Genomic DNA, 22,128 nt, shown 5'->3' on the forward strand with positions numbered 1-22,128 from the left:
GCTTTATTCTAACGGGGCTGCAGCAGAGCGTATCCGGCGGCGTTCTTGAACCCCCCGCGCGCATTCGCATTAAAAGTCGCGCCGATAATCATCGACAGCATAGCAAGCAACGGCACCTTTATTTTTCGCCCGAGGCGATCAGCTTCATCGCCAAGATAGCGAATGTCTTCGCGCGTCCATCCATGCGCCGCGAAAAATTCGAACCAATCCTCGGGTTGAAACTTGAAGGGTGCATTCCGCATCCGATCCGCCATGACCCCTCGCCGGTACCTGAGCAACTTCGGCGAAAAATAATCAACGATCCAGTAAGCCGCGTGATCGAGCTCGCGGAGCTCATCTGCAAGCGCGCCGACATCCTCGCTCCTCAGGTACGGAACGACGCCCTCGGTCAGCACCAGCATTTTCTTGGCTCGCGCGTTGGCATCCGCGAGAACTTGCCTGCGCTCGGCGGCATCGGCGAGGTCGCACTTCACGCGCGTGAGTTTGAAGCGCGGAGATTCCCGCCCGAGCAAACCGTCTTTATAGTCGATCATCGCAGGATAGTCGGCCTCGATCCAATTCAACGTAGGTGGCAGCTCCATGCGATACGGACGCGCGTCGAGTCCGGCGCCGAGATTGAGAACGGTATCGACGCCACCTGCGACTGTACCCAGAATGAAGTCGTCGATGATGCGCGTTCGAACCGCAATGACCCACGACGTTATGAACGATCGTGGCATCGACTCCGCGATGCGTCGGCCGTGATCGCCCGCAAGGACGGCCGCGAACGGATCGCGGAAGAGCGCGTCGGCGCGCTCCGTTTCAACACCGCGGTAATGCGCCACCCAGAATGCGGTATCCGATACGTTCTCGATCGTCGCGTTGGTCACGCATGAAATCCTTTTAAAGGAACGCGACGCGTAACCAGCGATTGCGTCAGCGCCGCGACCGCCCGCGCGAACCTAAACATAAATCATCTTCACGCTCATCCCGCCGTCGATTGTAATGTTCTGGCCCGTCATGAAGCCTGCATCTTCCGCTAGAAACAGACACGCTTTTGCGATGTCATCGGGCACGCCGACGCGTCCGACCGGATGCTGGCCGTTGTCGGCCGCGGAATGGTGAGGAGTTTTTTTGCACGCTTCGAGAATTGCCAGTCGCTCGTCTCGATCCAGCCGGGACTAATCGAATTGACGCGAATGCCGTAGCCGCCGAGACTGATCGCCATGCCGTGCGTCAGCGCCACGATCGCGCCCTTCGACGCGGTGTAGGCTTCCGTATTGGCTTCCGACATGAACGCGCGTGTCGAGGCGATGTTGATGATGGCGCCACCACGCTGCCGTTTGACGAGTTCGCGCGCCAGCGCCTGCGAGCACAGAAACGTGCTCCGCACATTGACGGCCTGCACGCGGTCGAAGTCCGCGACGGAGAGTTCGAGGAACGGCGTGTTGGCGTTGATGCCGGCGTTGTTGACGAGCACACTCGGGCAGCCGAAACTTTCGACGGTTCGAGAAATCCACCGCGTAACGTCCTCAGGTTGCGATGTGTCCCCTTGCTCGTAAAACGCCTGCGCGCCGAGCTTGCGAATATGTGCTGCTGCTTCTTCGCCCGCGTCCGCCGCGGGATCGACAATGGAGACGGCATAACCGGCCTCGGCAAATGCGAACGCGATGCCGCGGCCGATGCCTTGTCCGCCGCCCGTGATCGCGACAACCTTTGCGCTCATGTTATATTTTCCCGACATGGCTTTGCCCCGGCGATCTTAGCGAAGCGCGCCAAATCGCGAAAGCGCGCGTCGTTGTGGGTTCGCCATGCAAACGCCGCAAGCGCCCCCGATAGCCAAAGGAGCGGCGGCAATCCGCTTGTCATGAGGAACGCGCGAGGGAGGAAAAAATGGCGCAGCCGGTCGCAATCGTTTTCGTACACGGCATCCACACGTTCGCACCCGGCTATCATGCCGGAATGCAGGCCGCGATCGAGGCGCGCCTGCCGAAGCGGCTCCGCGACTACGTTACGTTCCGTTCGGTGTTCTGGGCGGAGCGCGTCCGCCAGCGCCAGAAGGAGTACCTGGATGCAGTCGCGAAGAAAAATCTTTTCCCCGTCACGCCGTATCGCAGTCTTGTCGTTCAGGGCCTCGGCGACGCCGCCGCCTATCAGAAAACGAAGAGCTTCCGCAATTCTTCCTACTATGAAATTCAGGCGGACGTCCGCGCCGTTCTCGAAAGTCTCGACGCCGAAAATCTGCCGAACCGGCCGCTGATTTTCATCGGTCACTCGCTTGGCTGTCACATCGTCTCGTCCTTCATCTGGGACGTGAACACCATCAAGAACTGGGACGAAACGCGTCTCGTCCAGGAAGGCGAGGAGATCCGTGAGTTCGCCGTCCATCTCAAGAACGGTTCGCCGTTTCGCCGCTTGGACACGCTCGCGGGCCTCGTGATGATGGGGTCGAACATGCCGCTGTTCACGTTCACGTTCGGTCCGGGTCGAATCCTGCCGATTACGTCGTCGCGCGATCCGAGTGATCCCCCAGCCTTTCCCGGAAAAGACCTTCCCGCGGACATGCGAAGCCGCGCGCGATGGCTCAACTATTACAGCCGCAACGATCTGCTCGGCTATCCGCTGAAGCCGCTCAACGACGCATACGCGAACGAGCCGCTGCTCGACGACATCGAGGTCGCGTCCGAAGGCTGGTTCCTCCGTGGCGTCGGCCGGCTCTCGCAGCCGCTGGTCGCCCACCAGGCCCATACCGGATATTGGAACAACCGGCGCGTGGTTCGCGGCGCCGCCGAGTTGATCACATCGCTGGCGACCGTGGGCGAGCCCGCGCCGAAGCGCCGGTTTGCATTCTGGCGACGGCCCGAGGAAGAACTTGCCGCAGCGGCGTCATGACAGCCGTCAGCGGCGCGCGAGCGTTGCAGGCATCCCGTACCTCGGCGGCATCGTGATTTGCGGCATGATGTCGATCACCGCATCGGCATCGAGCGTAAACTTGTATTTTTGCCCGACGGTCGCGAGCACGATGGCCGCTTCCATCAGCGCGAAATGCACGCCGATGCAAAGCCGCTGGCCACCGCCAAACGGATAGTACGCGAACTTCGGCAGTCGGGCGGCGAGGCCATCGAGCCATCGCTCGGGCCGAAAGCGTTCCGGCTCCGGGAAGTATTTCGGGTCGCGATGGTTCACCCACTGGCTCATCAGAATGGTGTAGCCCTTTTTCACGCGATAGCCGCCAAGCTCCAGATCGGCCGTCGCCTCGCGCCCGATGACGTAAGCGGGCGGATAAAGCCGCATCGACTCGTTGATCACCGCCGACGTGTACGGCAGAGACGGCAAATCGCTCGCCTGCGCCGCCCGGCCGTTGAGAACGCGCCGCCATTCCTCCACAAGCGTCTTCTCCGCTTCCGGATTCTGTGACAGCAGATACCAGCTCCAGGTGAGCGTCAGCGCCGTCGTCTCGTGCCCGGCGAGATAGAGCGTCATCGCCTCGTCGCGAAGCTGCTGCGGCGTCATGCGCGTCCCGTCTTCGCGCTGGGCGGCGATCATAGTTGAAAGCAGATCGCTGCCGAGCGGCCGTGACATCTTCTGCGCAATAAATCCGTCGATCACCGCGTTGACGTCAGCAATCGCCCGCCGGAGCCGGAAGTTCGCGGCCGTCGGCAGCCAGAGCGGCAATTGGAACAGCGCGTCGAGTCGGACGGTCAGAAGCGCGAACGTCAATCGCAGGCTGCTGTCGATGCGCTCGCGATCGCCGTGATCGTCGAGACCGAAAAGCGTTTTAAGCGCGATGGCGCTCGTCAGCGCGCTGAACTCGAATTCGATGTTGACCGATTTTCCCGGCGTCCACTTCGCCAGCATGGCTTCCGCCAACTCCGCCATGACAGGGGCATACGACAGGACTTGCGCCTTTAGGAATGGCGGTTGAAGCAGACGCCGCTGCGCCAGCCAGAATTCGCCTTCGCTCGTAAGAAGACCGTTGCCGAGCACGGGCTTGAATGTCCGCACGCCGAAATGTTTGACGTATGAGCGCGCGTCGGTGACGAGCACCTGTTGAATGAGGCTGGGATCGCTAACAAGAAAGAGCCGCCATCTCCCGGCTCGGAAACTCGCAATCGGACCGTACGTGCGCGCGAGCTCCAGAAAGAAGTCAACGCGGCGAGGCCCAATTTGCGAAAGATTGCCGCCGACCAACGTGCCTCTCGGCCCCGGCGGCAGGCCCTTATGCAAAGTCTGTAAAACTGCCATCGATCCGCTCGCGTGCCGGCACTAAGACATCGGAGACTTATTCGAAATACAAATGAAGCCGGGCGCCGAACGGTTCCAGCTTGCGCCATGATGCTACTGTTTTGCGGTCATCGGTGTAAGCCGTAAACGGTTCGAGAGATGACGACGCTCAGACGCTTCCCGCGTCTCTCGCCGCAAGGCCGCCGACCGCCGACCAATCGAGATTCTCGCCGCCGTTGGCGAGAAGCGTCAGGAAACGATCGCGTAAAAGGCTCGCGAGAGGCAGCGGCACGCGCAGTTCATCGCCCGCCGCAAGTGCGAGCCGAATGTCTTTCAGTCCGAGCGGCGCGGCGAACCCCGCAGGCGAGAATTTCGCATCCGCGATGAGGTTGCCGTAGGTCTTGTAGACGGGCGCGCCGAACAGCGTCGACGTTAGGATGTCGAGATACTGATGCTTGTCGATGCCCGCCTTGCCGACGAGCGCCATGGCTTCACCGAGAGATTCGATCACAGCCGCGATAAGGAAGTTGCCGCTGATCTTGACGATATTGGCAGCGTCGGCCTGTTCGGAAACCACGAACGTCTTTTGTCCGATGGCGTCGAACAGCGGTGAGACGGTCTTGACTGCAGCGGCTTCTCCCGCGGCCACGATGAAAAGTTTCGCCGCTTCCGCAGCCTCCGGGCGACCGAAGACCGGTGCCGCGACGTACCGTTGTCCCGCTTTAGCGTGGGCTTCGGCAAGCCGCTTCGACAGCGCCGCGCTGATCGTGCTCAACGAGATATGGATTGCGCTGGCCTTCAGGTTCGCGACGATTCCGCCGTCGTCATGAACGATGGAGTCCACCGCCTTGTCGTCGGCCAGCATCGTGAACACGGCGTCGCCTTTGCAGGCATCGCCCGGCGATGTTGCGATTCTCGCGCCCTTCGACGCGAGCGCTTCGGCTTTCGCTCGCGTGCGATTGTAAACAGTAACGTCATGCCCCGCCTTAAGCAGGTTCGCCGCTATCCCTGAGCCCATCTGGCCCAGTCCGATGAAACCGATTTGCATGCGTCCTCACAGGCTTTTATCGACCGAGTAAATTTCTTAGCACGTCGCGTTGTCAGGCCGATGCAGCCGGCGCAAATTTGGGTCGCTTTTCCGGTGGCGCCATGAATGCAGGTGAAACCGGATCGGTGACGCATCGTTTCAGGATCGCGTCGATGTCCCGCTTGCTCTCGTCGTCGATATGCCACCCGTCGATGTCATTGACGGGATCGAGCTGGCCCGGATGCCTCGCGCCCCACAGCGCGATCGTCGGCCCTTGATCGAGTACCCAGCGTAGCGCCAGCGCAAGAACCGATTTACCGAAACGACTGCGCGCAAGCATCGCGAGTTCATCGACCGCCGCGAGATACTGCGCGAAGCGCGGCTGCTGGAATTTCGGATCGGCCTTACGCAGATCGTCGCCTTCGAATGTCGTCTCTGATGTTATTCGACCGCTTAGCAGGCCACGGCATAACGCGCCGTAGCTCAGCACCGTTAGTCCGGTCTGCTCGCAATAGGGAAGTACGTCGGCTTCGATTTCGCGTTCGAACAGATTGTACGGCGGCTGCGCGGCGTCGAGCTGCGCGGCTTTGCGGAACGTATCCATCTGCACGGGCGAGTAGTTGCTGACGCCAATCGCGCGGATTTTTCCTTCACGGCGTAGATCTTCGAGCGTGCGCGCGGTTTCTTCGAGGGGCGTTTGCAAATCGGGCCAATGCACTTGATAGAGGTCGATGACGTCCGTCCGCAGCCGCCGCAAGGAATCCTCTATTTCCAGGCGAATGCGTGCCGACGTCGAATCCCGGTAGACCTTGCCGTCCTTCCACGCGAGACCAACCTTGGTCGCGATTTGCACTTTGCTGCGCAAGCCGCCTTCGGCGAGGGACTTGCCGACGATCTCCTCGGACTGACCGAAGCCGTAGACCGGAGCCGTGTCGATGAGCGTGATGCCGCGCTCAACGGCGGACTGAATAGTTGCAATAGACTGGCATTCTTCGGAACCGCCCCACATCCATCCGCCAATCGCCCAGGTTCCGAGCCCGATCCGCGATGTGGTGATGCCAGATTTGCCGATCGAAATCTGCTCCATGACGCACTCCTCATTTCAGTGATCGAACCACGCACGTTAGATGGCAGCGCGGAGACGAGGCTTCCAATAGGTATTTCGGATGGCATTAAGCGTCGATTGAGATCATTGGCGACGGCGTGCCACAGGCTTTCGCGGCGCGCGATTGCCGATCTCTCTAAGCGAGGGCTCCGTGCGGCCCCACTTGTTCCTGGAGTTCCGCAAGCGCCCTGCGGAGTTCCTCGTTCTCGAGCCGCGCGTAGGCGTCGGCTGCGTGTCGGCCGAGATTTTGTAGGGTTTGCCGTTCGTTTGAATCGATATCCGTTCCCGATTCATGCGGGCCGTAGAGCGTGACGGCGAAGCAGTGGACACGGCTCGTCGCTGGGATCGCGAGGATCGGCATGTCGAGCCCGGCCGGGAAGCCTGCCTCCTCGGCGGCCGCTTCGTTGATCACGCACGGAGCGCCTCTGAGTAGGTTTCCGAGGTCCTTGTCGTCAAGGCCGAGCTTCGATTCCCCGCCACTCCAGCCTGTTCCGTCTTCCAAGCGGCGAAAGCCGGTGTCGGTGCGCCGGAACGTGACGGCGGAGGACAGCCTAAGGATATTGCTTGCGCGGATGGACAGGATCCGGTCGATCTCACCGGCAGTCTTGGCTTCCAGAATGGCCTCGTCGAGGACTTCCTCGGCCCGATCGATCGAGCGATTGAAGAAATCGTCCGCAAGCTCGACGGCCCATTCGTGCAGGCGGCCGATGACGAACAGAATGATGGCACCGATCAGGAGCCACCCCCAGCTCGGAAGCTCGACAAGCTCGTGCAACTGCTCCGCTTGCTGATGAAGAAGCAACGCAGGCAAGCTCGTCATCAGCGCGAGAACGGTCACGCGCCGCAGAGGAATGGCGACGTTGACGACACGTTGGCGACGCACGGCTTCGACGACGAACAGGCAAAGCACACCGTTGATCAGATAGAGCAGTCCGGCAGCGTCCTCCGGCAGGAAAAAGCCGTCCCAATCCGTCAGAAGGGTCGTGTATTCGTTGAGATCGGCGATGACGAACGCGGGCAGCCCGATCAGGCATCCCCACATCACCCATCTGAGACGCTGATTGTCCTTGGGCGACAGCGTCTGGCGCCGCATGAGCAGGATCGTAACGGCGGCGACGCTGACGATGATGCCGAACAGGATCGTGGCCCGGCTCAGTAACTCCGTGTGAAAGCCGAACGAACTCCCGTATGCCCCCATCAGCGCGACGGCAATGACGGCGCCAAGCCAGGGCATCAGGCGTTCAACGCGCGCCCATTCCGGCTGCAGGGTATCGGTCGGCGCGCGCATCACGAAGATCAGCAAGCCCACATAGCCCGCAGCCTGCGCGATACAACCCAGAATATTCTGCATTATGAGGACGAGCGGCCAGCGCTGCAATTGCGCGTAGAATTCATATGCCTGACCCGGGTTGAACCAGATGGCGTAGAGGAAAAACCCCCAACTCATCGGTCCGGGTTTTGTCCACACGAGCCACGTGGCGGCCAGCACGACGGCAATTCCCGCAGCTTGGTCGAGCAATAGAACGAAGCGTACCAGCCAGTTGGCCGGTCGCGGATCGGCCGTAAGATGAACCGTGCGAGCGCCCTCCGAACCGTTGGGCAGGAGTTCGAACGTCGCGGTGCGCCCGGGAAGCACGTATTCGTTGCCGCCGACGGCAGAGATCGTGCTGGCGCAGATATCGCGGTCGTAGGGGATGCATCGCATCCTCGAAAAATCGAGCCTATCCCCTTCGCGGATGCCCGCTTTCCAGGCCGGAGACTGCTCTTGCGCATCGAATGGGCCGGAGACGTCGTAGATCAACCCGTCACTGTCGGAATAGAACCCAAACGACGCGAGTGGGCGCACGACACGCGCAAAATCCGGCAGGATCATCGCAAGCGCCCAGATCAGCAGTCCGAGAAGCAAAAGCCGCTGGCGTGTCATCGTTGTTCGCTTTTGCCCCAAAACTGCGTCGCAAGCCCCAACATGCGCCGGTTTATCCCCGTGGTCTGCGACGATGGTAGGATGGCAATACCCAAGACCGCAAGGAGGAGCATGTGTCGAATTCGCTCGAAGTTAATGATCCGCCGAAGGAAAATCTTTTTGCCGGATCACGCTGGGGCGGGATTTGCAGCGCCGCATGGCGACGGGGTCGCGAATCGGCCAAAGCCGGGGACGCGCCGCTAGGTCGCGCTGAATTTTGATGATGAACATAATATAAAAACCACACTGACAGCGCTCCGGGGATCTGGTTCGAGTGAAATCATGATGTCATCCGCACTTGCTTCATCGTTGGCACGAAGAAATGTCCATTATGGTTGGGCCGTCGTCGCAGCGACGTTCCTCACCATGCTGGTGACAGCCGGCGCCGTCGGCGCGCCGGGCGTTTTTATCGTTCCGCTCGAAAAAGAATTCGGCTGGAAGACGTCGGAGATTTCTTCGGCGCTAGCGATACGCTTCATGCTCTTCGGTCTGATGGGGCCATTCGCTGCGGCGTTCATGAACTGCTTTGGAGTCCGCCGCATCGTCTTGACGGCGCTCATTATCGTCGCCGCCGTGCTGGCTGCGTCGCTCGCGATGACGAGCCTTTGGCAACTCGTGCTTCTATGGGGTGTCGGTGTCGGTCTCGGCACGGGCCTTACCGCAATGGTTCTCGGCGCAACGATCGCGACGCGCTGGTTTTCCGAACGCCGCGGCTTGGTGATGGGCATGCTCTCCGCCAGCACCGCGACGGGACAGCTGATCTTTCTGCCGTTGCTCGCCAAGCTGACAGCGCTCTACGGCTGGCGTCTGTCCGTCTGCTTCATCTGCGCTGTGATCGCGATCGCCGCCGTGGTCGTATTTCTCCTGATGCGCGACCGTCCGGCCGACATCGGCTTGCCACCCTACGGCGCGCGAGAAATCGTTCCTACGGCTCCGCACACCGAAAGCTTCGGCGCGCTCCTGTTATCGCCGCTTCTGATCCTCAAGGAGGTGGCGGCAAGCGGCGCCTTCTGGGTTCTGTTCGGCACATTCTTCATTTGCGGGATGAGCACCACCGGCCTCATTCAGACGCACTTCATCGCGCTTTGCGGCGATTACGGCCTCGCATCGGTGACGGCCGCTGGCGTTCTTGCGATGATGGGCGTGTTCGATTTCTTCGGCACCATCGGCTCGGGCTGGCTCTCCGATCGCTTCGACAATCGCTGGCTGCTGTTCTGGTATTATGGCTTGCGCGGCTTGTCTCTGCTCTATTTGCCGTACACCGATTTTACGTTCTACGGCCTCTCGCTTTTCGCCATGTTCTACGGCCTCGACTGGATCGCGACGGTGCCGCCGACAGTCAAGCTGACGACCCGCTATTTCGGCGCTGAGAAAACGAACGTCGTCTTTGGATGGATCTTCGCCGGTCATCAGATCGGCGCGGCGACGGCAGCTTATGGCGCCGGCCTTACACGCACCGAATTTTCGACGTATCTGCCGGCGTTCTTCGCTGCGGGGATCGCGTGCATCATCGCCGCCGTTCTGGTGCTTGCGCTCGGAAAGCCGGAGAAATCCAAGGCTCCATCGGCAATCGAAGCCGAAGCAACGACGTGACGCCGAATGGAACGCGGTACGCCGCAGCGTGTTAGAGGGCGTATGCCGCGGCGATCAGCAATCCGCCAATGATGGCGAGATTCGTTTGCCACATCGTTTTGGCGGTCGCCCGCATTTGGCCTTCCATATCCCAGAAATTCAAAAGCATAATCGATGCGATGATCGTGAAGGCGATCAGGCCAAACGCGCAAGCGGCGACGTACACGTCAAGCGTAAAAAGCGCGCCGGCGATGGTTTGAAACGCCGAACCCGCAATCAGCACGAGTCGCGGAGCCGGAACGCCGCGCGCCGAAATCGCGGCAGTAAGCGGCGCCATGATGAAGACGTGATGCACGCCGCCGTAAACGAAGAGGCCGCCGAGAAGGATGCGGCCTAGGACCAAAAGAACCCAGTCGGGACTGATGAGCACTGTTATTCCCCCGAATTCGCTGTGGTCTCTCTACTCTATATCGACGGCCCGCAACCGCAGAGCATTTCCGATAACACTCACCGACGAAAGCGCCATCGCCGCCGCCGCGATGACGGGCGATAGCAGCAATCCGAACACCGGATAGAGCACGCCCGCCGCAATCGGCACGCCCGCCGCATTATAGATGAACGCAAAGAACAGATTCTGCCGGATGTTCGACATCGTGGCTTCGGAAAGCCGCCGCGCCTTCGCAATGCCTTCAAGATCGCCTTTCAGCAGCGTGACGCCCGCGCTTTCGATGGCGACGTCGGTGCCCGTGCCCATCGCGATACCGACATCCGCAGCGGCGAGGGCAGGGGCATCGTTGACTCCGTCACCCGCCATCGCGACGGCATGGCCTTGACGCCTCAACTCGGCCACGATCCGCGCCTTGTCTTCGGGCAAAACGTCGGCCTTCACGTTGTCGATGCCAAGCTTTGCGGCCACCGCCTTCGCCGTCGTCGCGTTGTCGCCCGTAAGCATGACGACATGAATACCGCTGGCCTTGAGCTTCCGCAGCGCCGAGGCTGTCGTCGCCTTGACCGGATCGGCAATGGCGATGAGGCCCGCCAGCTTACCATCCACGGCGACATAGACGGCCGTCGCGCCATCGGCCCGAAGCGTTTCTGCTTCAGCATCGAGCGATGATGTCGAGATGCCCGCGTCGTCGATGATCTTCTTGTTGCCGATGACGACGGCGCGATTATCGATCGTCCCGCTAACGCCCTTACCTGACGGCGCAGCAAAGTCACTCACTTGCGAGAGTGCGATGTTGCGGTCCTGCGCCGCCGCGACGACAGCCGCGCCCAGCGGATGCTCACTCGCCCGTTCGAGGCTGGCGGCAAGCTTCAAAAGATCAGCCTCGCTGATATTCGACACTGTTCGAATAGCCGTCACCCTCGGCTTGCCTTCCGTCAGCGTGCCGGTCTTGTCGACGACGAGGGTATCGATCTTTTCCATGCGTTCCAGCGCTTCGGCGTTCTTGATCAGCACGCCGGATTGCGCCCCACGACCGATGCCGACCATGATCGACATTGGCGTCGCGAGTCCGAGCGCGCAGGGGCAGGCAATGATCAGAACTGAAACCGCCGCGATGAGCGCATAAGAGAAGCGCGGCTCCGGGCCGAATGCCATCCAGGCAATGAACGCCAGTGCCGCGACCCCGATGACGAGCGGCACGAACCAGCCCGCGACCTGATCCGCGAGGCGCTGAATAGGCGCGCGGCTACGCTGTGAATCCGCCACCATCTGGACAATGCGTGCGAGCATCGTATCGCGCCCAACCTTCTCGGCCCGGACGACGAGTGCCCCGGAACCGTTGATCGTGCCGCCGATCACCTTCGCGCCGACCGTTTTCGTGACCGGCAGCGGCTCGCCTGTCACCATCGATTCATCGACGTTGCTTTTCCCGTCCGCAACCTCGCCGTCAACGGGGACACGCTCGCCGGGTCGGACGCGAAGTTTGTCGCCGACCACGATCGTGTCGACCTGGACCTCTTCATCGGATCCGTCGGCATTGAGACGGCGCGCGGTTTTGGGCGCGAGGTTCAACAGGGCGCGGATGGCGCCGCTCGTCTGCTCGCGGGCACGAAGTTCGAGAACCTGACCGACCAGCACCAACACCGTGATGACGGCTGCAGCCTCGAAGTAAACCGGCGCCGCGCCGTCCATGCTGCGCAAGTTCGCCGGGAAGATGCCAGGCATAACGGTCGCGACGATACTATACGCCCACGCGACTCCGGTCCCGAGCGCGATCAGCGTGAACATATTGAGGTTGCGCGTCTCGATCGATTTCCAGCCGCGCTCGAAAAACGGAAAGCCCGCCCACAGCACGACGGGCGTCGCCAACACGAGCTGCACCCAGTTCGAGACGGTTGGGCTGATGACATGATGCAGGTCAAAGATGTGCCCGCCCATTTCGAGCAGGAAAACTGGAACGGCGAGTGCAAGCCCGATCCAGAGGCGGCGCGTCATGTCCTGAAGCTCGGCGTTGGGCGCGGCCTCCGCGGTGACGACCACAGGCTCAAGCGCCATGCCGCAAATCGGGCAGAAGCCCGGCCCGACTTGCCGGATCTGCGGATGCATCGGGCAGGTGTAGATCGTGCCCGCAGGCACGGGCTCTGTTTTCGCTTCGGCGGGTTTCAAATATTTGGCGGGTTCGGCGATAAATTTCGCCTCGCATCCTGCCGAGCAGAAATAATACGGCTTTCCCGCGTGCTCGGCGTGATGCTTCGGTGTCAGCGGATTGACGCCCATGCCGCAAACCGGGTCCTTGACCAACTGTGCGGTGTCCGCGCCGGCTTTCTCATTTTTGTGTGAGCAGCAGCTATGCCCGTTGTGGCCGTGACCATGTCCCGCCTTCGCATCTTCTGCCGTCATCGCCCAACGCCTCGCCATCCCAGCTATATACCCACCAGGGGTATCGATTGACATGTATACCGGGGTGGGGTATACGTCAAGGCATGCAGAAACCAACTAAAGCCGCTTGCCTGAAGCGCCTGAACCGCATCGAAGGTCAAGTTCGCGGCCTCGCCAAAATGGTCGAGGACGAGCGATATTGCATCGACGTCGTCACGCAGATTTCGGCCGTGCGCGCCGCATTGCGTCGCGTCGAGGAGGAAGTGCTGCGAGATCACGTCGCCCATTGCGTCGAGCACGCGATCGCGAGCGGCAATTCCGCCGATCAACGTCGCAAGGTTGCCGAGTTGATGGACGTCCTCGCGCGAGCAACGCGCTGATCTGAATCAATCCTCGAGCCCGGGATTACCGGCTTTTATCAATTCTGAGCGTTTCGTCGTTACAATTTGAAACACCGCTTATGCGTCGATGCCTTTGATTTGCCACGCGGATGACGACTTCCGACAGCATTATTGAACGACGGACATAGCGAGGCGAGACGTTCTGTTTTGACTGAGAAGCGGGTGAGTCAATGAAAGCAATCATACTGTCGATTATCGGCATGGCGGCTTTGGCCGGGTCGTCGACGCTGGCCTCGGCCCAGCAATGGGATCAAGGGGATGGACCGCAACGGCCCGCCGCCCAAGACTACTATTCGCAGGATAATGGCTACGGCGCTCCCTACGGCGACGATCGCTATTTCGACCAACAAGACGGACCGCGTGCCGACAGCCGCTATTATGATCCTGACAACGATCCGCGCCGCTACGATCCCCGCTACAACAGCGACCGCGACGACGGTCGCTATGGGGCGCGGCAGCAATACTCAAACCCGAGGGCATACGGTGGCCGCGATAGCGACCGCGATCCGGGATACGGCGATCGTGACGACTACGGTGCCTGGGATGCCGCGCCGTCGCCAGAAGATGAAGCACGCCTCAGCAAATCGCAGGGAGCCAGCGGCGGTTCGCGGCCGTACATCCGTGCCGAAGCGCCGCCGAAAGTCGCTTTTAGCGGACCTTACGCGCCGGGCTCGATCGTCATCGATACGAGCACGCGCAAGCTCTACTACGTTCTGAGCCCGAACTCAGCGTACGCTTATTCCATCGGCGTCGGCCGCCAGGGCTTCGCGTGGACCGGCAAGGAAAAGGTTTCGCGCATTGCTGACTGGCCGGATTGGTATCCGCCCGCAGACATGCGCCAGCGTCAGCCCGGTCTCCCCGTACGCATGCTCGGCGGTATTCGCAATCCGCTCGGGGCCAAGGCGATCTATCTCGGCAATACGCTCTATCGCATCCACGGCACCAATGAACCGAAGTCGATTGGCAAAGCGGCATCCTCCGGCTGCTTCCGCATGATGAACGAAAACGTGTTGCATCTTGCCTCGCTCGTGCGTGTCGGCACTGAGGTGACGATTGTGCGTTCGCTGAGCGGGCGGGTTGCGGCCGCGGCGAAGAAGCCGGAGTCTCGGCCGAGAACGGCGGAGAAGGACTTGCCGCAGTCGCCGCGGATCATCAATCGCGACGCCGACCGGGCAGCCGACGACGATGATGATAATTATGACCCCTATAACGGCTGGCATTGAGAGACGTGGGCAAGGCGATAAGCTTTGCCCTCCCTCCCGCGAGCATTACGCGTCGTCTTTCTCCCACGGCGGATTGCCGTTCTTGTCCCATGTGATGAAGGGATAGCGCGCGAGATTGGAATTGCCGTAGCGGCGATCATTCGTGACTTCGCTGCCCGCCCAGGGTGGCAACGCCAGCACCTGATCTGGAGTTTTCAGCTCGGCTTCCGCCATCACGAGGCCGCTGTTCGCCCCTTCGAAAACATCGACGGCCCAGACGACGCCCTCGTAAGGAACGTCATAGCGGACCTTCGTGATGATCGGCTCGACGCTGAACTGCTTGATCATCTCGATCGCATCGGCTTTCGGAATTTCGTACTCGTACTCGTGCCGGACGAGCATGCCGGGCTCGGTCTTGAGCGTGATGAATCCCTTATCCCCGTAGATGCGAATGCGCGCTCTGAGCAACGGCGTTCGCGCGAAGTAGCCCTGCAGAATGCGCGCCGAGCCCGTCGCTGATGATTTCCAGGTATCGTCCTTAGTCAAAAACTTCCGTTCAATTTCAAGTGCCATTCCGCCTCCCACGGCATCACGCGACGTCGGCGACCGATCCCTCCAGGGGCCGCCGCGCGTGCCGAATTGAATTTAGTTCGGCTCTACGACAATACCGCTTCGTCAGGCATTGAATTCGGCTAGAATTACCTGAGCCGCCTGCGGCCAATCGCTGACTGCTCAATTCCAACATCGGGATGGGCGCCCGGCCGCATGGAACTCCTTCACATGTACGACGTAGCAGAAAAGCCGACCGCCCTGGCTTCGACGTTGATCCAAGCCAAATCCCGCGAGCTAATGTCCCACTTGCTTATTGTTCCGAATGTCCGATCTAACGCACATCGTTTTCAACCGGAGCTCGACTGATGAAAATCGACCTGACCGATAAGACCGCGCTCGTCACCGGCTCGACAGCCGGCATCGGCCTCGCGATTGCGAAGAGCTTGGCGCAGTCCGGAGCGAAAGTGATCATCAACGGCCGCAAGCAAGAGACGGTCGACAGGGGCATCGCCGCCGTTCACGGCGCTTGCAATGCCGCGACCGTTTCCGGTGTTGCCGCCGACGTCGCGACCGCCGAGGGCTGCGAAGCCCTGATCAAGGCGGTGCCGTCCGTCGATATCTTGATTAACAATGCGGGCATCTTCGAGCCCAAGCCCTTCGTCGACATTCCCGACGCCGATTGGACGCGCTTCTTCGAAACGAACGTCATGTCGGGCGTGCGTATGTCGCGGGCTTATCTGCCCGGCATGCTCGAGCGCAACTGGGGCCGTATCATCTTCATCTCGTCGGAATCCGCGGTGAGCGTTCCCGTCGAGATGATCCACTACGGTTTCACGAAGACCGCGCAGCTGTCGATCGCGCAAGGCCTCGCGCAGTTGACAGCGGGCAGCAATGTGACAGTCAACTCCGTGTTGCCCGGCCCGACGCGCTCCGAGGGCGTCGAAGAATTCCTGAAGTCGATGGCGGCCGCCGAGGGTAAGACGCCGGACGAGATGGCGGCGACGTTCGTCAAAACGCATCGCCCTGCATCCCTTATTCAACGCTTCGCAAGCGTCGAGGAGGTCGCGAACATGGTCGTCTACGCCGCGTCGAAGGAAGCCTCCGCAACAAACGGCGCCGCCCTTCGCGTCGAGGGCGGCATCCTCAGAACCATTGGGTGAAGATATAAAAGCCGCCCGTGAGGGCGGCAGCAACGTGATAACGATACCGGTTTATTGCGGCGATTTCGGAACTTCGATTTTAACGCCAGGCGCTTCGACTTTAGTCCCGTCCTTGTCTTTTTCGATGTGGACGTTCGGAGCGTCGACTGTCGTGCCCCCGCCAGGCTTGTCGGTATCGCCATGCACCACCGGCGTGGTGACCGTCGCCGTAGTCGGCGATCGAAACGTTGTTACGGCCCAGACCACGGTCGCAGCCGCGATCAGACTTAATGCGATAAAGATGAGGAGCTGGCGTGTTTGCATGGCGTCTCTCCTTTTTCTTTTTATTGGAGACCAACAACAACGCTTAGCCAACGAGAAAGTTTCTTCACGGATGAATTTTCCGCTGTCATGGAGCCGTGGAACGCGTCGCTATTTCCAGGGTGGGCGAGCCCGTAGCATCAAGCTTGAGGGTGTAAAGCTTTTTGTTTTCGGCGGTTACCTTCGCAACTTCTTGCGTCGAGGAAAACAAGGTGCCCGGCTTTTTAATGATGAGCTCTTCCTGTGAACAAGATGAGTGAACAACGGACACTCCGGGTTTCAAGTCGTAAGCCTTGCCGCCATACGAATAGCTCAAGTCCACGCTCGCAATATTGCTGATTTTAAACGTCAGGATTTTTGCCGCCGGCTGCCCGAACAATTCGACCGATATGAATTTCGGTTTCGGTCCTGGCGCACGCGCCACCCCGACGCCGATCTCGGAAACCGTTGCCCGCATAATATTGGCGCGATGGGGCGGCGAATTCATCCAGCCAGCAATGGCTTGAACAGCAAGAGTGCCGGTATCGAAACCGCGGATGTCCTCGTCCATCGCGAGATTTTCGGCGACGTCACAATGCTTGTAGCCGGCGCTTTCGGCGCGCTGGCTCGGCGTCCTCCCGTCGGCCGTGTGGGAGAACGTGCCGCTGGTGGCGACTTTCAGGGCGAAGGTGCGCGCGGCCTTGGCCAGCATCGCGTTGACCTTCAGCGCCGGCAACTTCTGCTGCCGCCGGACCTGATTTGTCATTTCAACGATGTGTTGCTCGACCTGCGGCAGGTCAGGCGCGAGAACCGCCATTGTGAAGTCCGTTTCGCATCTTCTGGCCTCTTGCAGACGAGGAATATCCGCTCTGGTGCGCAGATGCCATCGGCCGCTTCAAATGGGCGGTCTGACTTGTGGATTTCCCTGTCGCCTCAATCGCCTGAACCAATCGCCCAGAGGTTGTGTCCGCTTGCGCCCAAATGGCGCGGCCGCCGAACTGCCGCTGCCGGGCGCCCTGGCTCAGGCTTGAGCGCTCCCCGGCGCCGCTGTAGAGGGATGCCCCATGAGTGACAAACCGATTCTGCCGAGCGGCGGCTCCATTGAGCCCGTAGAGCTCAGAACCGCTCTCGAAGAGCGCTATCTGGCCTACGCCCTTTCCACGATCATGCACCGCGCGCTGCCGGATGTGCGCGACGGCCTGAAGCCTGTCCATCGCCGCATCCTCTACGCGATGCGGGAGCTTCGGCTCAATCCGGAAGGCGGGTTCATCAAGTGCGCCAAGATCGTCGGCGAGGTGATGGGCGATTACCACCCGCACGGCAACCAGGCGATCTACGACGCTCTCGCGCGTTTGGCGCAGGATTTCGCTGTTCGCTATCCGTTGGTCGACGGGCAGGGCAACTTCGGCAATATCGATGGCGATAACCCGGCCGCCGAGCGCTACACCGAAGCGCGCATGACCGAGACCGCCGCGCTTATCCTTGAAGGCATCGACGAAGAGACCGTCGACTTCCGTCCGAACTACGACGGCCGTGTCGAAGAGCCGGTCGTACTGCCGGCGGCATTCCCCAATCTCTTGGCGAATGGCTCTTCGGGCATCGCGGTCGGCATGGCGACGAATATCCCCCCGCACAACGTCGACGAGCTTTGCGCCGCTCTTTTGCACCTCATCAAGCACCCGAACGCGACGATCGAAAAGCTCGTCGAAATGATTCCGGGACCGGATTTCCCGACGGGCGGCATCATCGTCGAGCCGCGCGCGCAGATGCTCGAAGCCTATAAGACAGGCCGTGGCGGGTTCCGCGTCAGGGCGCGCTGGGAAAAGGAAGACACCGGCCGCGGCGGCTATCAGATCGTCGTCACCGAAATTCCCTACGGCGTTCAGAAGGCAAAGCTGATCGAGAAGATCGCCGACTTGATGAGCGAGAAGAAGCTCGCTTTCCTGGGCGACGTCCGCGACGAAAGTGCGGAAGAAATCCGCCTCGTTCTCGAACCGAAGAGCCGCACGGTTGAAGCCATCCTGCTGATGGAGAGCCTGTTCCGCTCGACGGAATTGGAAGTCCGCGTCAGCCTCAACATGAACGTATTGTCGGCCGGGCAGATCCCGAACGTTCTCGATTTACGCGACGTTCTTTGGCAGTGGCTTGAGCATCGCATCGAGGTTCTCGTTCGCCGCTCGACGTACCGCCTGAAGAAGATCGAGCACCGCCTTGAGGTTCTCGACGGCTATCTGATCGCTTACCTCAACATCGACGAGGTGATCCGGATCATCCGCCGCGAGGACGATCCGAAGGCCAAGCTGATCGCGAAGTTCAGCCTGAGTGACGTCCAGGCCGAAGCCATCCTGAATTTGCGCTTGCGGTCATTATCGCGGCTCGAAGAGGTCGAGATCAAGGCCGAGCACGACAAGCTCTCGAAGGAGCGACGCGAACTGAAGCAACTTCTGAAGTCCGAGGAACTTCAGTGGGAGCACGTCGCGGGCGAGATCAAGGAAACGCGCGAGAAGTACTCGAAGAAGACGCCTCTTGGCCGCCGCCGTTCGTCGTTCGCCGACATGCCCGATATCGACCTCGATCTGGAAGCCGCACTTGTCGAGAAAGAGCCGATCACCGTCATCGTCTCCGAGAAGGGATGGGTCCGGACGCTCAAGGGCCACCCGGACGATATCTCGAAGCTTGAATTCAAGCAGGGCGACAGCCTGAAGCACGCCTTGAAGGCATTCACGACCGATAAGCTCGTCATCTTCGCGACCAACGGCAAGTTCTTCACCCTCGAAGCCAATGCGCTTCCAGGCGGCCGCGGCCATGGTGAACCCGTCCGCCTGATGATCGATCTTGAGGAAAACCACGACATCGCCGAGCTGTTCGTCCACGACGCCTCGCGCAAACTGCTGGTGGCTTCGACCGGCGCTTATGGCTTCATCGTTCCCGAGGCCGAAGTCATCGCCTCCACGCGCAAGGGCAAGCAGGTGCTGAACGTCAGCGAGCCCGAGGAAGCCCGCGTCTGCGTGCCCGTCGAGGGCGACTGCGTCGCGACCATCGGCGAGAACCGCAAGATGCTGGTCTTCAAGCTCGACGAGGTCAACGAAATGACCCGAGGAAAGGGCGTCATCCTTCAGCGCTTCAAGGACGGCGCGCTCTCGGATGTCCGTGTTTTCAAGAAATCCGACGGCTTGACGTGGCTCGACAGCGCCGGGCGCGAGTTCTCCCTGTCCTGGAGCGAACTCAAGGAATGGGTGGGCGAGCGTGCCCAGGCTGGTCGCGTGGCGCCGAAAGGTTTCCCACGGTCCAATTCGTTCGGTCCGCGTTTTTAGGCGCGCCTGTCGATTGCGGAGCTTGTGGCTTTGCAGGCTGGAAGCTACGACTGCTGGCCATGGGTGGGTTTCTAAGACGAGCGGTGGCCGGCGCCGGAGTGTCCGCAATTGCGTTGGCATTGGGCTGCTCGTATCCGCGGGCCGACGAGGCGCCGCCCGCCTGCGCGAAGGAAGATTTCGAAACGGTTGTCGAACAGGCCTCCGGAAGTCTTCGCGACCTGAATTCCGAGAACCGTCCGCTGTTTCAGGAAAAGCTGCGCGAGCTCAAGAATAAGCGGCACTGGAACCACGATGAGTTCATCACGAACGCCAAGCCGTACGTGAAGGACGAAAAAACCGTGGTCTATGACCGCACGACCGACGAATTGCTCTCTGCCATCGCATCGATGGGGCAGGAGGGGGCGACCGCCGAGACGCCCGATTGCTCCCGCATAGTCGAGCTTCGCGCCCGCATGAAAATGCTCGTTGATACGCAATCTGCGAAATGGAGCTACATGTTCCAGAAACTAGACGCCGAACTCGCGAACTGACCTAGATCAGCCCTGGTCATCCTCGCTGTCGGCTGGCGCGCGCTCCCAGCGATCCGGGCCGAGGCGCTCCTGCGGCTTGAACCGCGTCTTGTAAGCCATTTTGCGCGACCCCTCGATCCAATAGCCGAGGTAAACGTGCGGCAGTCCGATCCGGCGGGCGAAGTTGAGGTGTTCGAGGATCATGTAGGTGCCGAGGCCGGCGTCGACGTCTTCCGGGTCGTAGAAGCTGTAGACCATCGAAATACCGTCCGTCAGCCGGTCGCAGAGCGCCACGGCCTTGAGCGGCCAGGTATCGAAGTCGAGATCTTCGGCTCCCTCCGGCTTCTCGCGGTATTCGGTCAGGAACGTCTCGATGACGGTATCTTCGACCATCATTCGGTAATCGAGCATCGTCATGTCCGCCATGCCGCCGTCTCCGTGGCGAGCGTCGATGTAGGCGCGGAAAAGCCGGAATTGCTCCATCGTCGGCGTCGGCGCGGTGCGTTGGGCAACGAGCCGGGAATTCTTTTTCAAGGTTCGGCGCATCGAGCGGTCCGGCTCGAACTCGTTGACGAGGACGCGCACGGAGACGCAGGCTTGGCAGCCTTCGCAATAGGGCACGTAGGCAATGTTCTGGCTACGCCGGAAGCCTGTCGTCAGGAGACGGTCAACGAGCTCCGGCGGCTTGTCGTGCGTCAAATGCGTGAAAAGCTTGCGTTCGAGCTTGCCTGATAGATAGGGGCACGGCTGCGGAGCCGTCACGTAGAACTCTGGAAACTTCTTTTGCTGCTCCGTCATTCAGACGCGTCCCTCGGGCTCGGGCGATCTTTTGATGATAGGAGGATGAAGAGCCCAAATTCAAGGTATTGGTGATCACTACGCAGCATCAATAGTGAACGACAGGCAAAATTATCGAAGCACCGCAGAGCAAAAGCAGGCTTTTTCGTCAAAGTGGCGCGCCGGGCGGTGCCGGACGTCGATTGTTTTGTAGGCAACACGGCGGTTGTCCCAATCCCGGATGAAGAGCGAGCCGGGCTCCGCGTCAGTCAACCATTGGCATTCGAAGGCTGAAGCAAGGATCATGGGCACCCGGAACGCGCACGCGCGAGATCGCATACGTCCTGCCCGTCGCGACAAGCAACTCGGTCGCTATGGGATTATGATCGCCTTCAACGTCAGACTTTAAATTCGGGCGGCGGCGCCTTCGGAACGCCTCGAACGTCATTCGCCCCGACCTGGCTGGCGAAACCGTAAAGCGTGCACGCCAAAACCAGGGCAAGAACCATGATGCTCACCCAAAGCGCCGAACGGCGCACGAACCAACCAACCGTAGGTGTTCCGGACGCTTGCGCGTCGCCCCACGCCGCACTCTGGCCCCCTCGGGCTCCGTGACTCGTCATATGCTGATCTGCCGCCTTAGAAATTGCCCCTGCGACTCACCGCTCACATCGCCCCGACCACACCATCAGCACAAGCCGACTGATCGCCCTTTCGGTGGAAATCGAATCGATTGTGGCCTTCGCGCTGCTTATCAACGCCGACGGTGAGCGTGGCAAGGCCAAACTGTGGCGAATGCGATACGGTTTGATGGCGGGATGAGGGTGATCGGGCAACACGTGCCGCGGCAAATCTTCCTGACCACAGAATAGGCAGGACGTGCGACAGCCTTGTTCTTGTGCAGGGGAATATTTCCCGCATACTCGCATAATCGTCCCAAGAACGAATAAAAAGCCGACCAGAGGAACCGCCCAGGGCAAACCGGATCGCTTCAACGAGCGATTGCCAGACCGATACCTGGAGGTCCTATGATTGAACTTGTCGTCGCCGTTTGCTTGGTAGACCAGCCGGCCCGTTGCAAGGACGTCACACTCAATTTCGAAGGTGAGACAGTCAGCGCCGGACAGTGCATGACCAATGGCCAGATCGAAATGGCCAAGTGGATCGGCGATCATCCCAATTGGGTGATCCAAAGGTGGCACTGCGGAACAGCGGGCAAGTCCGCCGACCTCTGAAA

Annotated in this window: 22 protein-coding genes; 8 read left to right on the forward strand and 14 right to left on the reverse strand. The window is 60.6% G+C overall.

The features are described from left to right. Positions 1-8 precede the first annotated feature (8 nt). The 3 genes from WC811_RS15745 to WC811_RS15755 form a co-directional block, all read right to left on the reverse strand. Complete coding sequence (locus WC811_RS15745) at positions 9-869, reverse strand: class I SAM-dependent methyltransferase (protein ID WP_372646269.1); 861 nt, start codon at positions 867-869, stop codon at positions 9-11. Between the two features lie 72 nt (positions 870-941). Then, complete coding sequence (locus WC811_RS15750; protein WP_372646270.1) at positions 942-1,055, reverse strand: SDR family oxidoreductase; 114 nt, start codon at positions 1,053-1,055, stop codon at positions 942-944. Beyond that, the gene (locus WC811_RS15755) at positions 1,019-1,705 is read right to left on the reverse strand and encodes an SDR family NAD(P)-dependent oxidoreductase (RefSeq protein ID WP_372646271.1); all 687 of its coding nucleotides are present in this window, start codon (positions 1,703-1,705) and stop codon (positions 1,019-1,021) included. Before WC811_RS15755 ends, WC811_RS15750 begins: the two co-directional genes overlap by 37 nt. Positions 1,706-1,872: 167 nt before the next feature. Between WC811_RS15755 and WC811_RS15760 the strand changes: the two genes are divergently transcribed. Further along, positions 1,873-2,871: a hypothetical protein gene (locus WC811_RS15760; protein WP_372646272.1), complete on the forward strand. Its 999-nt coding sequence runs from the start codon at positions 1,873-1,875 to the stop codon at positions 2,869-2,871. A 6-nt stretch (positions 2,872-2,877) separates the two neighbouring features. Here WC811_RS15760 and WC811_RS15765 read toward each other — a convergent pair whose 3' ends face one another. The 4 genes from WC811_RS15765 to WC811_RS15780 form a co-directional block, all read right to left on the reverse strand. Continuing rightward, positions 2,878-4,224 (reverse strand): cytochrome P450, encoded by a 1,347-nt coding sequence (locus tag WC811_RS15765; protein ID WP_372646273.1) that lies wholly within the window; start codon positions 4,222-4,224, stop codon positions 2,878-2,880. Positions 4,225-4,372: 148 nt separating this feature from the next. Then, positions 4,373-5,251 carry an NAD(P)-dependent oxidoreductase gene (locus WC811_RS15770; protein WP_372646274.1) on the reverse strand — a complete coding sequence of 293 codons (879 nt, stop codon included), beginning with the start codon at positions 5,249-5,251 and terminating at the stop codon, positions 4,373-4,375. 52 nt (positions 5,252-5,303) lie between these two features. Beyond that, on the reverse strand, positions 5,304-6,317 hold the full coding sequence (locus WC811_RS15775) for an aldo/keto reductase (protein WP_372646275.1): 1,014 nt from the start codon (positions 6,315-6,317) through the stop codon (positions 5,304-5,306). A gap of 154 nt (positions 6,318-6,471) precedes the next feature. Continuing rightward, positions 6,472-8,259, reverse strand: coding sequence for a hypothetical protein (locus WC811_RS15780; protein ID WP_372646276.1), 1,788 nt, complete (start codon positions 8,257-8,259; stop codon positions 6,472-6,474). Positions 8,260-8,580: 321 nt separating this feature from the next. Between WC811_RS15780 and WC811_RS15785 the strand changes: the two genes are divergently transcribed. Then, positions 8,581-9,891 carry an MFS transporter gene (locus tag WC811_RS15785; protein ID WP_372646277.1) on the forward strand — a complete coding sequence of 437 codons (1,311 nt, stop codon included), beginning with the start codon at positions 8,581-8,583 and terminating at the stop codon, positions 9,889-9,891. Positions 9,892-9,922: 31 nt separating this feature from the next. On the opposite strand, the gene WC811_RS15790 is transcribed toward WC811_RS15785, so the two are convergent. Together WC811_RS15790 and WC811_RS15795 are read right to left on the reverse strand one after the other, a co-directional pair. After that, positions 9,923-10,300: a DoxX family protein gene (locus WC811_RS15790; protein ID WP_372646278.1), complete on the reverse strand. Its 378-nt coding sequence runs from the start codon at positions 10,298-10,300 to the stop codon at positions 9,923-9,925. Positions 10,301-10,330: 30 nt separating this feature from the next. Continuing rightward, complete coding sequence (locus tag WC811_RS15795) at positions 10,331-12,718, reverse strand: heavy metal translocating P-type ATPase (RefSeq protein WP_372646279.1); 2,388 nt, start codon at positions 12,716-12,718, stop codon at positions 10,331-10,333. 83 nt (positions 12,719-12,801) lie between these two features. Between WC811_RS15795 and WC811_RS15800 the strand changes: the two genes are divergently transcribed. Both WC811_RS15800 and WC811_RS15805 read left to right on the forward strand, forming a co-directional pair. Then, positions 12,802-13,077: a metal-sensitive transcriptional regulator gene (locus tag WC811_RS15800; protein ID WP_372646280.1), complete on the forward strand. Its 276-nt coding sequence runs from the start codon at positions 12,802-12,804 to the stop codon at positions 13,075-13,077. Positions 13,078-13,268: 191 nt separating this feature from the next. Next, positions 13,269-14,321, forward strand: a complete 1,053-nt coding sequence (locus WC811_RS15805) for a L,D-transpeptidase (protein ID WP_372646281.1) — start codon at positions 13,269-13,271, stop codon at positions 14,319-14,321. A 45-nt stretch (positions 14,322-14,366) separates the two neighbouring features. Here WC811_RS15805 and WC811_RS15810 read toward each other — a convergent pair whose 3' ends face one another. Continuing rightward, entirely contained in the window at positions 14,367-14,873 is a 507-nt protein-coding gene (locus WC811_RS15810) for a CYTH domain-containing protein (protein ID WP_372646282.1), read from the reverse strand. Between the two features lie 344 nt (positions 14,874-15,217). Between WC811_RS15810 and WC811_RS15815 the strand changes: the two genes are divergently transcribed. Continuing rightward, positions 15,218-16,012: an SDR family NAD(P)-dependent oxidoreductase gene (locus WC811_RS15815; protein WP_372646283.1), complete on the forward strand. Its 795-nt coding sequence runs from the start codon at positions 15,218-15,220 to the stop codon at positions 16,010-16,012. 51 nt (positions 16,013-16,063) lie between these two features. On the opposite strand, the gene WC811_RS15820 is transcribed toward WC811_RS15815, so the two are convergent. Together WC811_RS15820 and WC811_RS15825 are read right to left on the reverse strand one after the other, a co-directional pair. Beyond that, positions 16,064-16,315, reverse strand: coding sequence for a hypothetical protein (locus WC811_RS15820; RefSeq protein ID WP_372646284.1), 252 nt, complete (start codon positions 16,313-16,315; stop codon positions 16,064-16,066). 85 nt (positions 16,316-16,400) lie between these two features. Beyond that, positions 16,401-17,108: a CAP domain-containing protein gene (locus WC811_RS15825; RefSeq protein WP_372646285.1), complete on the reverse strand. Its 708-nt coding sequence runs from the start codon at positions 17,106-17,108 to the stop codon at positions 16,401-16,403. A 247-nt stretch (positions 17,109-17,355) separates the two neighbouring features. On the opposite strand from WC811_RS15825, the gene parC reads away from it, so the two are divergent. Together parC and WC811_RS15835 are read left to right on the forward strand one after the other, a co-directional pair. Then, on the forward strand, positions 17,356-19,605 hold the full coding sequence (gene parC, locus WC811_RS15830) for a DNA topoisomerase IV subunit A (RefSeq protein WP_372646286.1): 2,250 nt from the start codon (positions 17,356-17,358) through the stop codon (positions 19,603-19,605). A 98-nt stretch (positions 19,606-19,703) separates the two neighbouring features. Next, positions 19,704-20,135: a hypothetical protein gene (locus tag WC811_RS15835; protein WP_372646287.1), complete on the forward strand. Its 432-nt coding sequence runs from the start codon at positions 19,704-19,706 to the stop codon at positions 20,133-20,135. A gap of 6 nt (positions 20,136-20,141) precedes the next feature. Here WC811_RS15835 and WC811_RS15840 read toward each other — a convergent pair whose 3' ends face one another. Beyond that, positions 20,142-20,912, reverse strand: coding sequence for an arginyltransferase (locus WC811_RS15840; RefSeq protein ID WP_372646288.1), 771 nt, complete (start codon positions 20,910-20,912; stop codon positions 20,142-20,144). 377 nt (positions 20,913-21,289) lie between these two features. Further along, on the reverse strand, positions 21,290-21,514 hold the full coding sequence (locus WC811_RS15845) for a hypothetical protein (RefSeq protein WP_372646289.1): 225 nt from the start codon (positions 21,512-21,514) through the stop codon (positions 21,290-21,292). Between the two features lie 405 nt (positions 21,515-21,919). Between WC811_RS15845 and WC811_RS15850 the strand changes: the two genes are divergently transcribed. Then, positions 21,920-22,126 (forward strand): hypothetical protein, encoded by a 207-nt coding sequence (locus tag WC811_RS15850; RefSeq protein ID WP_372646290.1) that lies wholly within the window; start codon positions 21,920-21,922, stop codon positions 22,124-22,126. The last annotated feature ends 2 nt before the right edge of the window (positions 22,127-22,128 follow it).

Source organism: Hyphomicrobium sp. (genome assembly GCF_041659645.1).
Taxonomy (GTDB): Bacteria; Pseudomonadota; Alphaproteobacteria; order Rhizobiales; family Hyphomicrobiaceae; genus Hyphomicrobium_B.

Bases quoted from the DNA above. Each gene is read 5' to 3' on its own strand.
- WC811_RS15755 (WP_372646271.1), bottom strand. From the start codon at position 1,705: ATGAGCGCAAAGGTTGTCGCGATCACGGGCGGCGGACAAGGCATCGGC.
- WC811_RS15760 (WP_372646272.1), top strand. From the start codon at position 1,873: ATGGCGCAGCCGGTCGCAATCGTTTTCGTACACGGCATCCACACGTTC.
- WC811_RS15765 (WP_372646273.1), bottom strand. From the start codon at position 4,224: ATGGCAGTTTTACAGACTTTGCATAAGGGCCTGCCGCCGGGGCCGAGA.
- WC811_RS15770 (WP_372646274.1), bottom strand. From the start codon at position 5,251: ATGCAAATCGGTTTCATCGGACTGGGCCAGATGGGCTCAGGGATAGCG.
- WC811_RS15775 (WP_372646275.1), bottom strand. From the start codon at position 6,317: ATGGAGCAGATTTCGATCGGCAAATCTGGCATCACCACATCGCGGATC.
- WC811_RS15780 (WP_372646276.1), bottom strand. From the start codon at position 8,259: ATGACACGCCAGCGGCTTTTGCTTCTCGGACTGCTGATCTGGGCGCTT.
- WC811_RS15785 (WP_372646277.1), top strand. From the start codon at position 8,581: ATGATGTCATCCGCACTTGCTTCATCGTTGGCACGAAGAAATGTCCAT.
- WC811_RS15795 (WP_372646279.1), bottom strand. From the start codon at position 12,718: ATGACGGCAGAAGATGCGAAGGCGGGACATGGTCACGGCCACAACGGG.
- WC811_RS15800 (WP_372646280.1), top strand. From the start codon at position 12,802: ATGCAGAAACCAACTAAAGCCGCTTGCCTGAAGCGCCTGAACCGCATC.
- WC811_RS15805 (WP_372646281.1), top strand. From the start codon at position 13,269: ATGAAAGCAATCATACTGTCGATTATCGGCATGGCGGCTTTGGCCGGG.
- WC811_RS15810 (WP_372646282.1), bottom strand. From the start codon at position 14,873: ATGGCACTTGAAATTGAACGGAAGTTTTTGACTAAGGACGATACCTGG.
- WC811_RS15815 (WP_372646283.1), top strand. From the start codon at position 15,218: ATGAAAATCGACCTGACCGATAAGACCGCGCTCGTCACCGGCTCGACA.
- WC811_RS15820 (WP_372646284.1), bottom strand. From the start codon at position 16,315: ATGCAAACACGCCAGCTCCTCATCTTTATCGCATTAAGTCTGATCGCG.
- WC811_RS15825 (WP_372646285.1), bottom strand. From the start codon at position 17,108: ATGGCGGTTCTCGCGCCTGACCTGCCGCAGGTCGAGCAACACATCGTT.
- parC (WP_372646286.1), top strand. From the start codon at position 17,356: ATGAGTGACAAACCGATTCTGCCGAGCGGCGGCTCCATTGAGCCCGTA.
- WC811_RS15840 (WP_372646288.1), bottom strand. From the start codon at position 20,912: ATGACGGAGCAGCAAAAGAAGTTTCCAGAGTTCTACGTGACGGCTCCG.
- WC811_RS15845 (WP_372646289.1), bottom strand. From the start codon at position 21,514: ATGACGAGTCACGGAGCCCGAGGGGGCCAGAGTGCGGCGTGGGGCGAC.
- WC811_RS15850 (WP_372646290.1), top strand. From the start codon at position 21,920: ATGATTGAACTTGTCGTCGCCGTTTGCTTGGTAGACCAGCCGGCCCGT.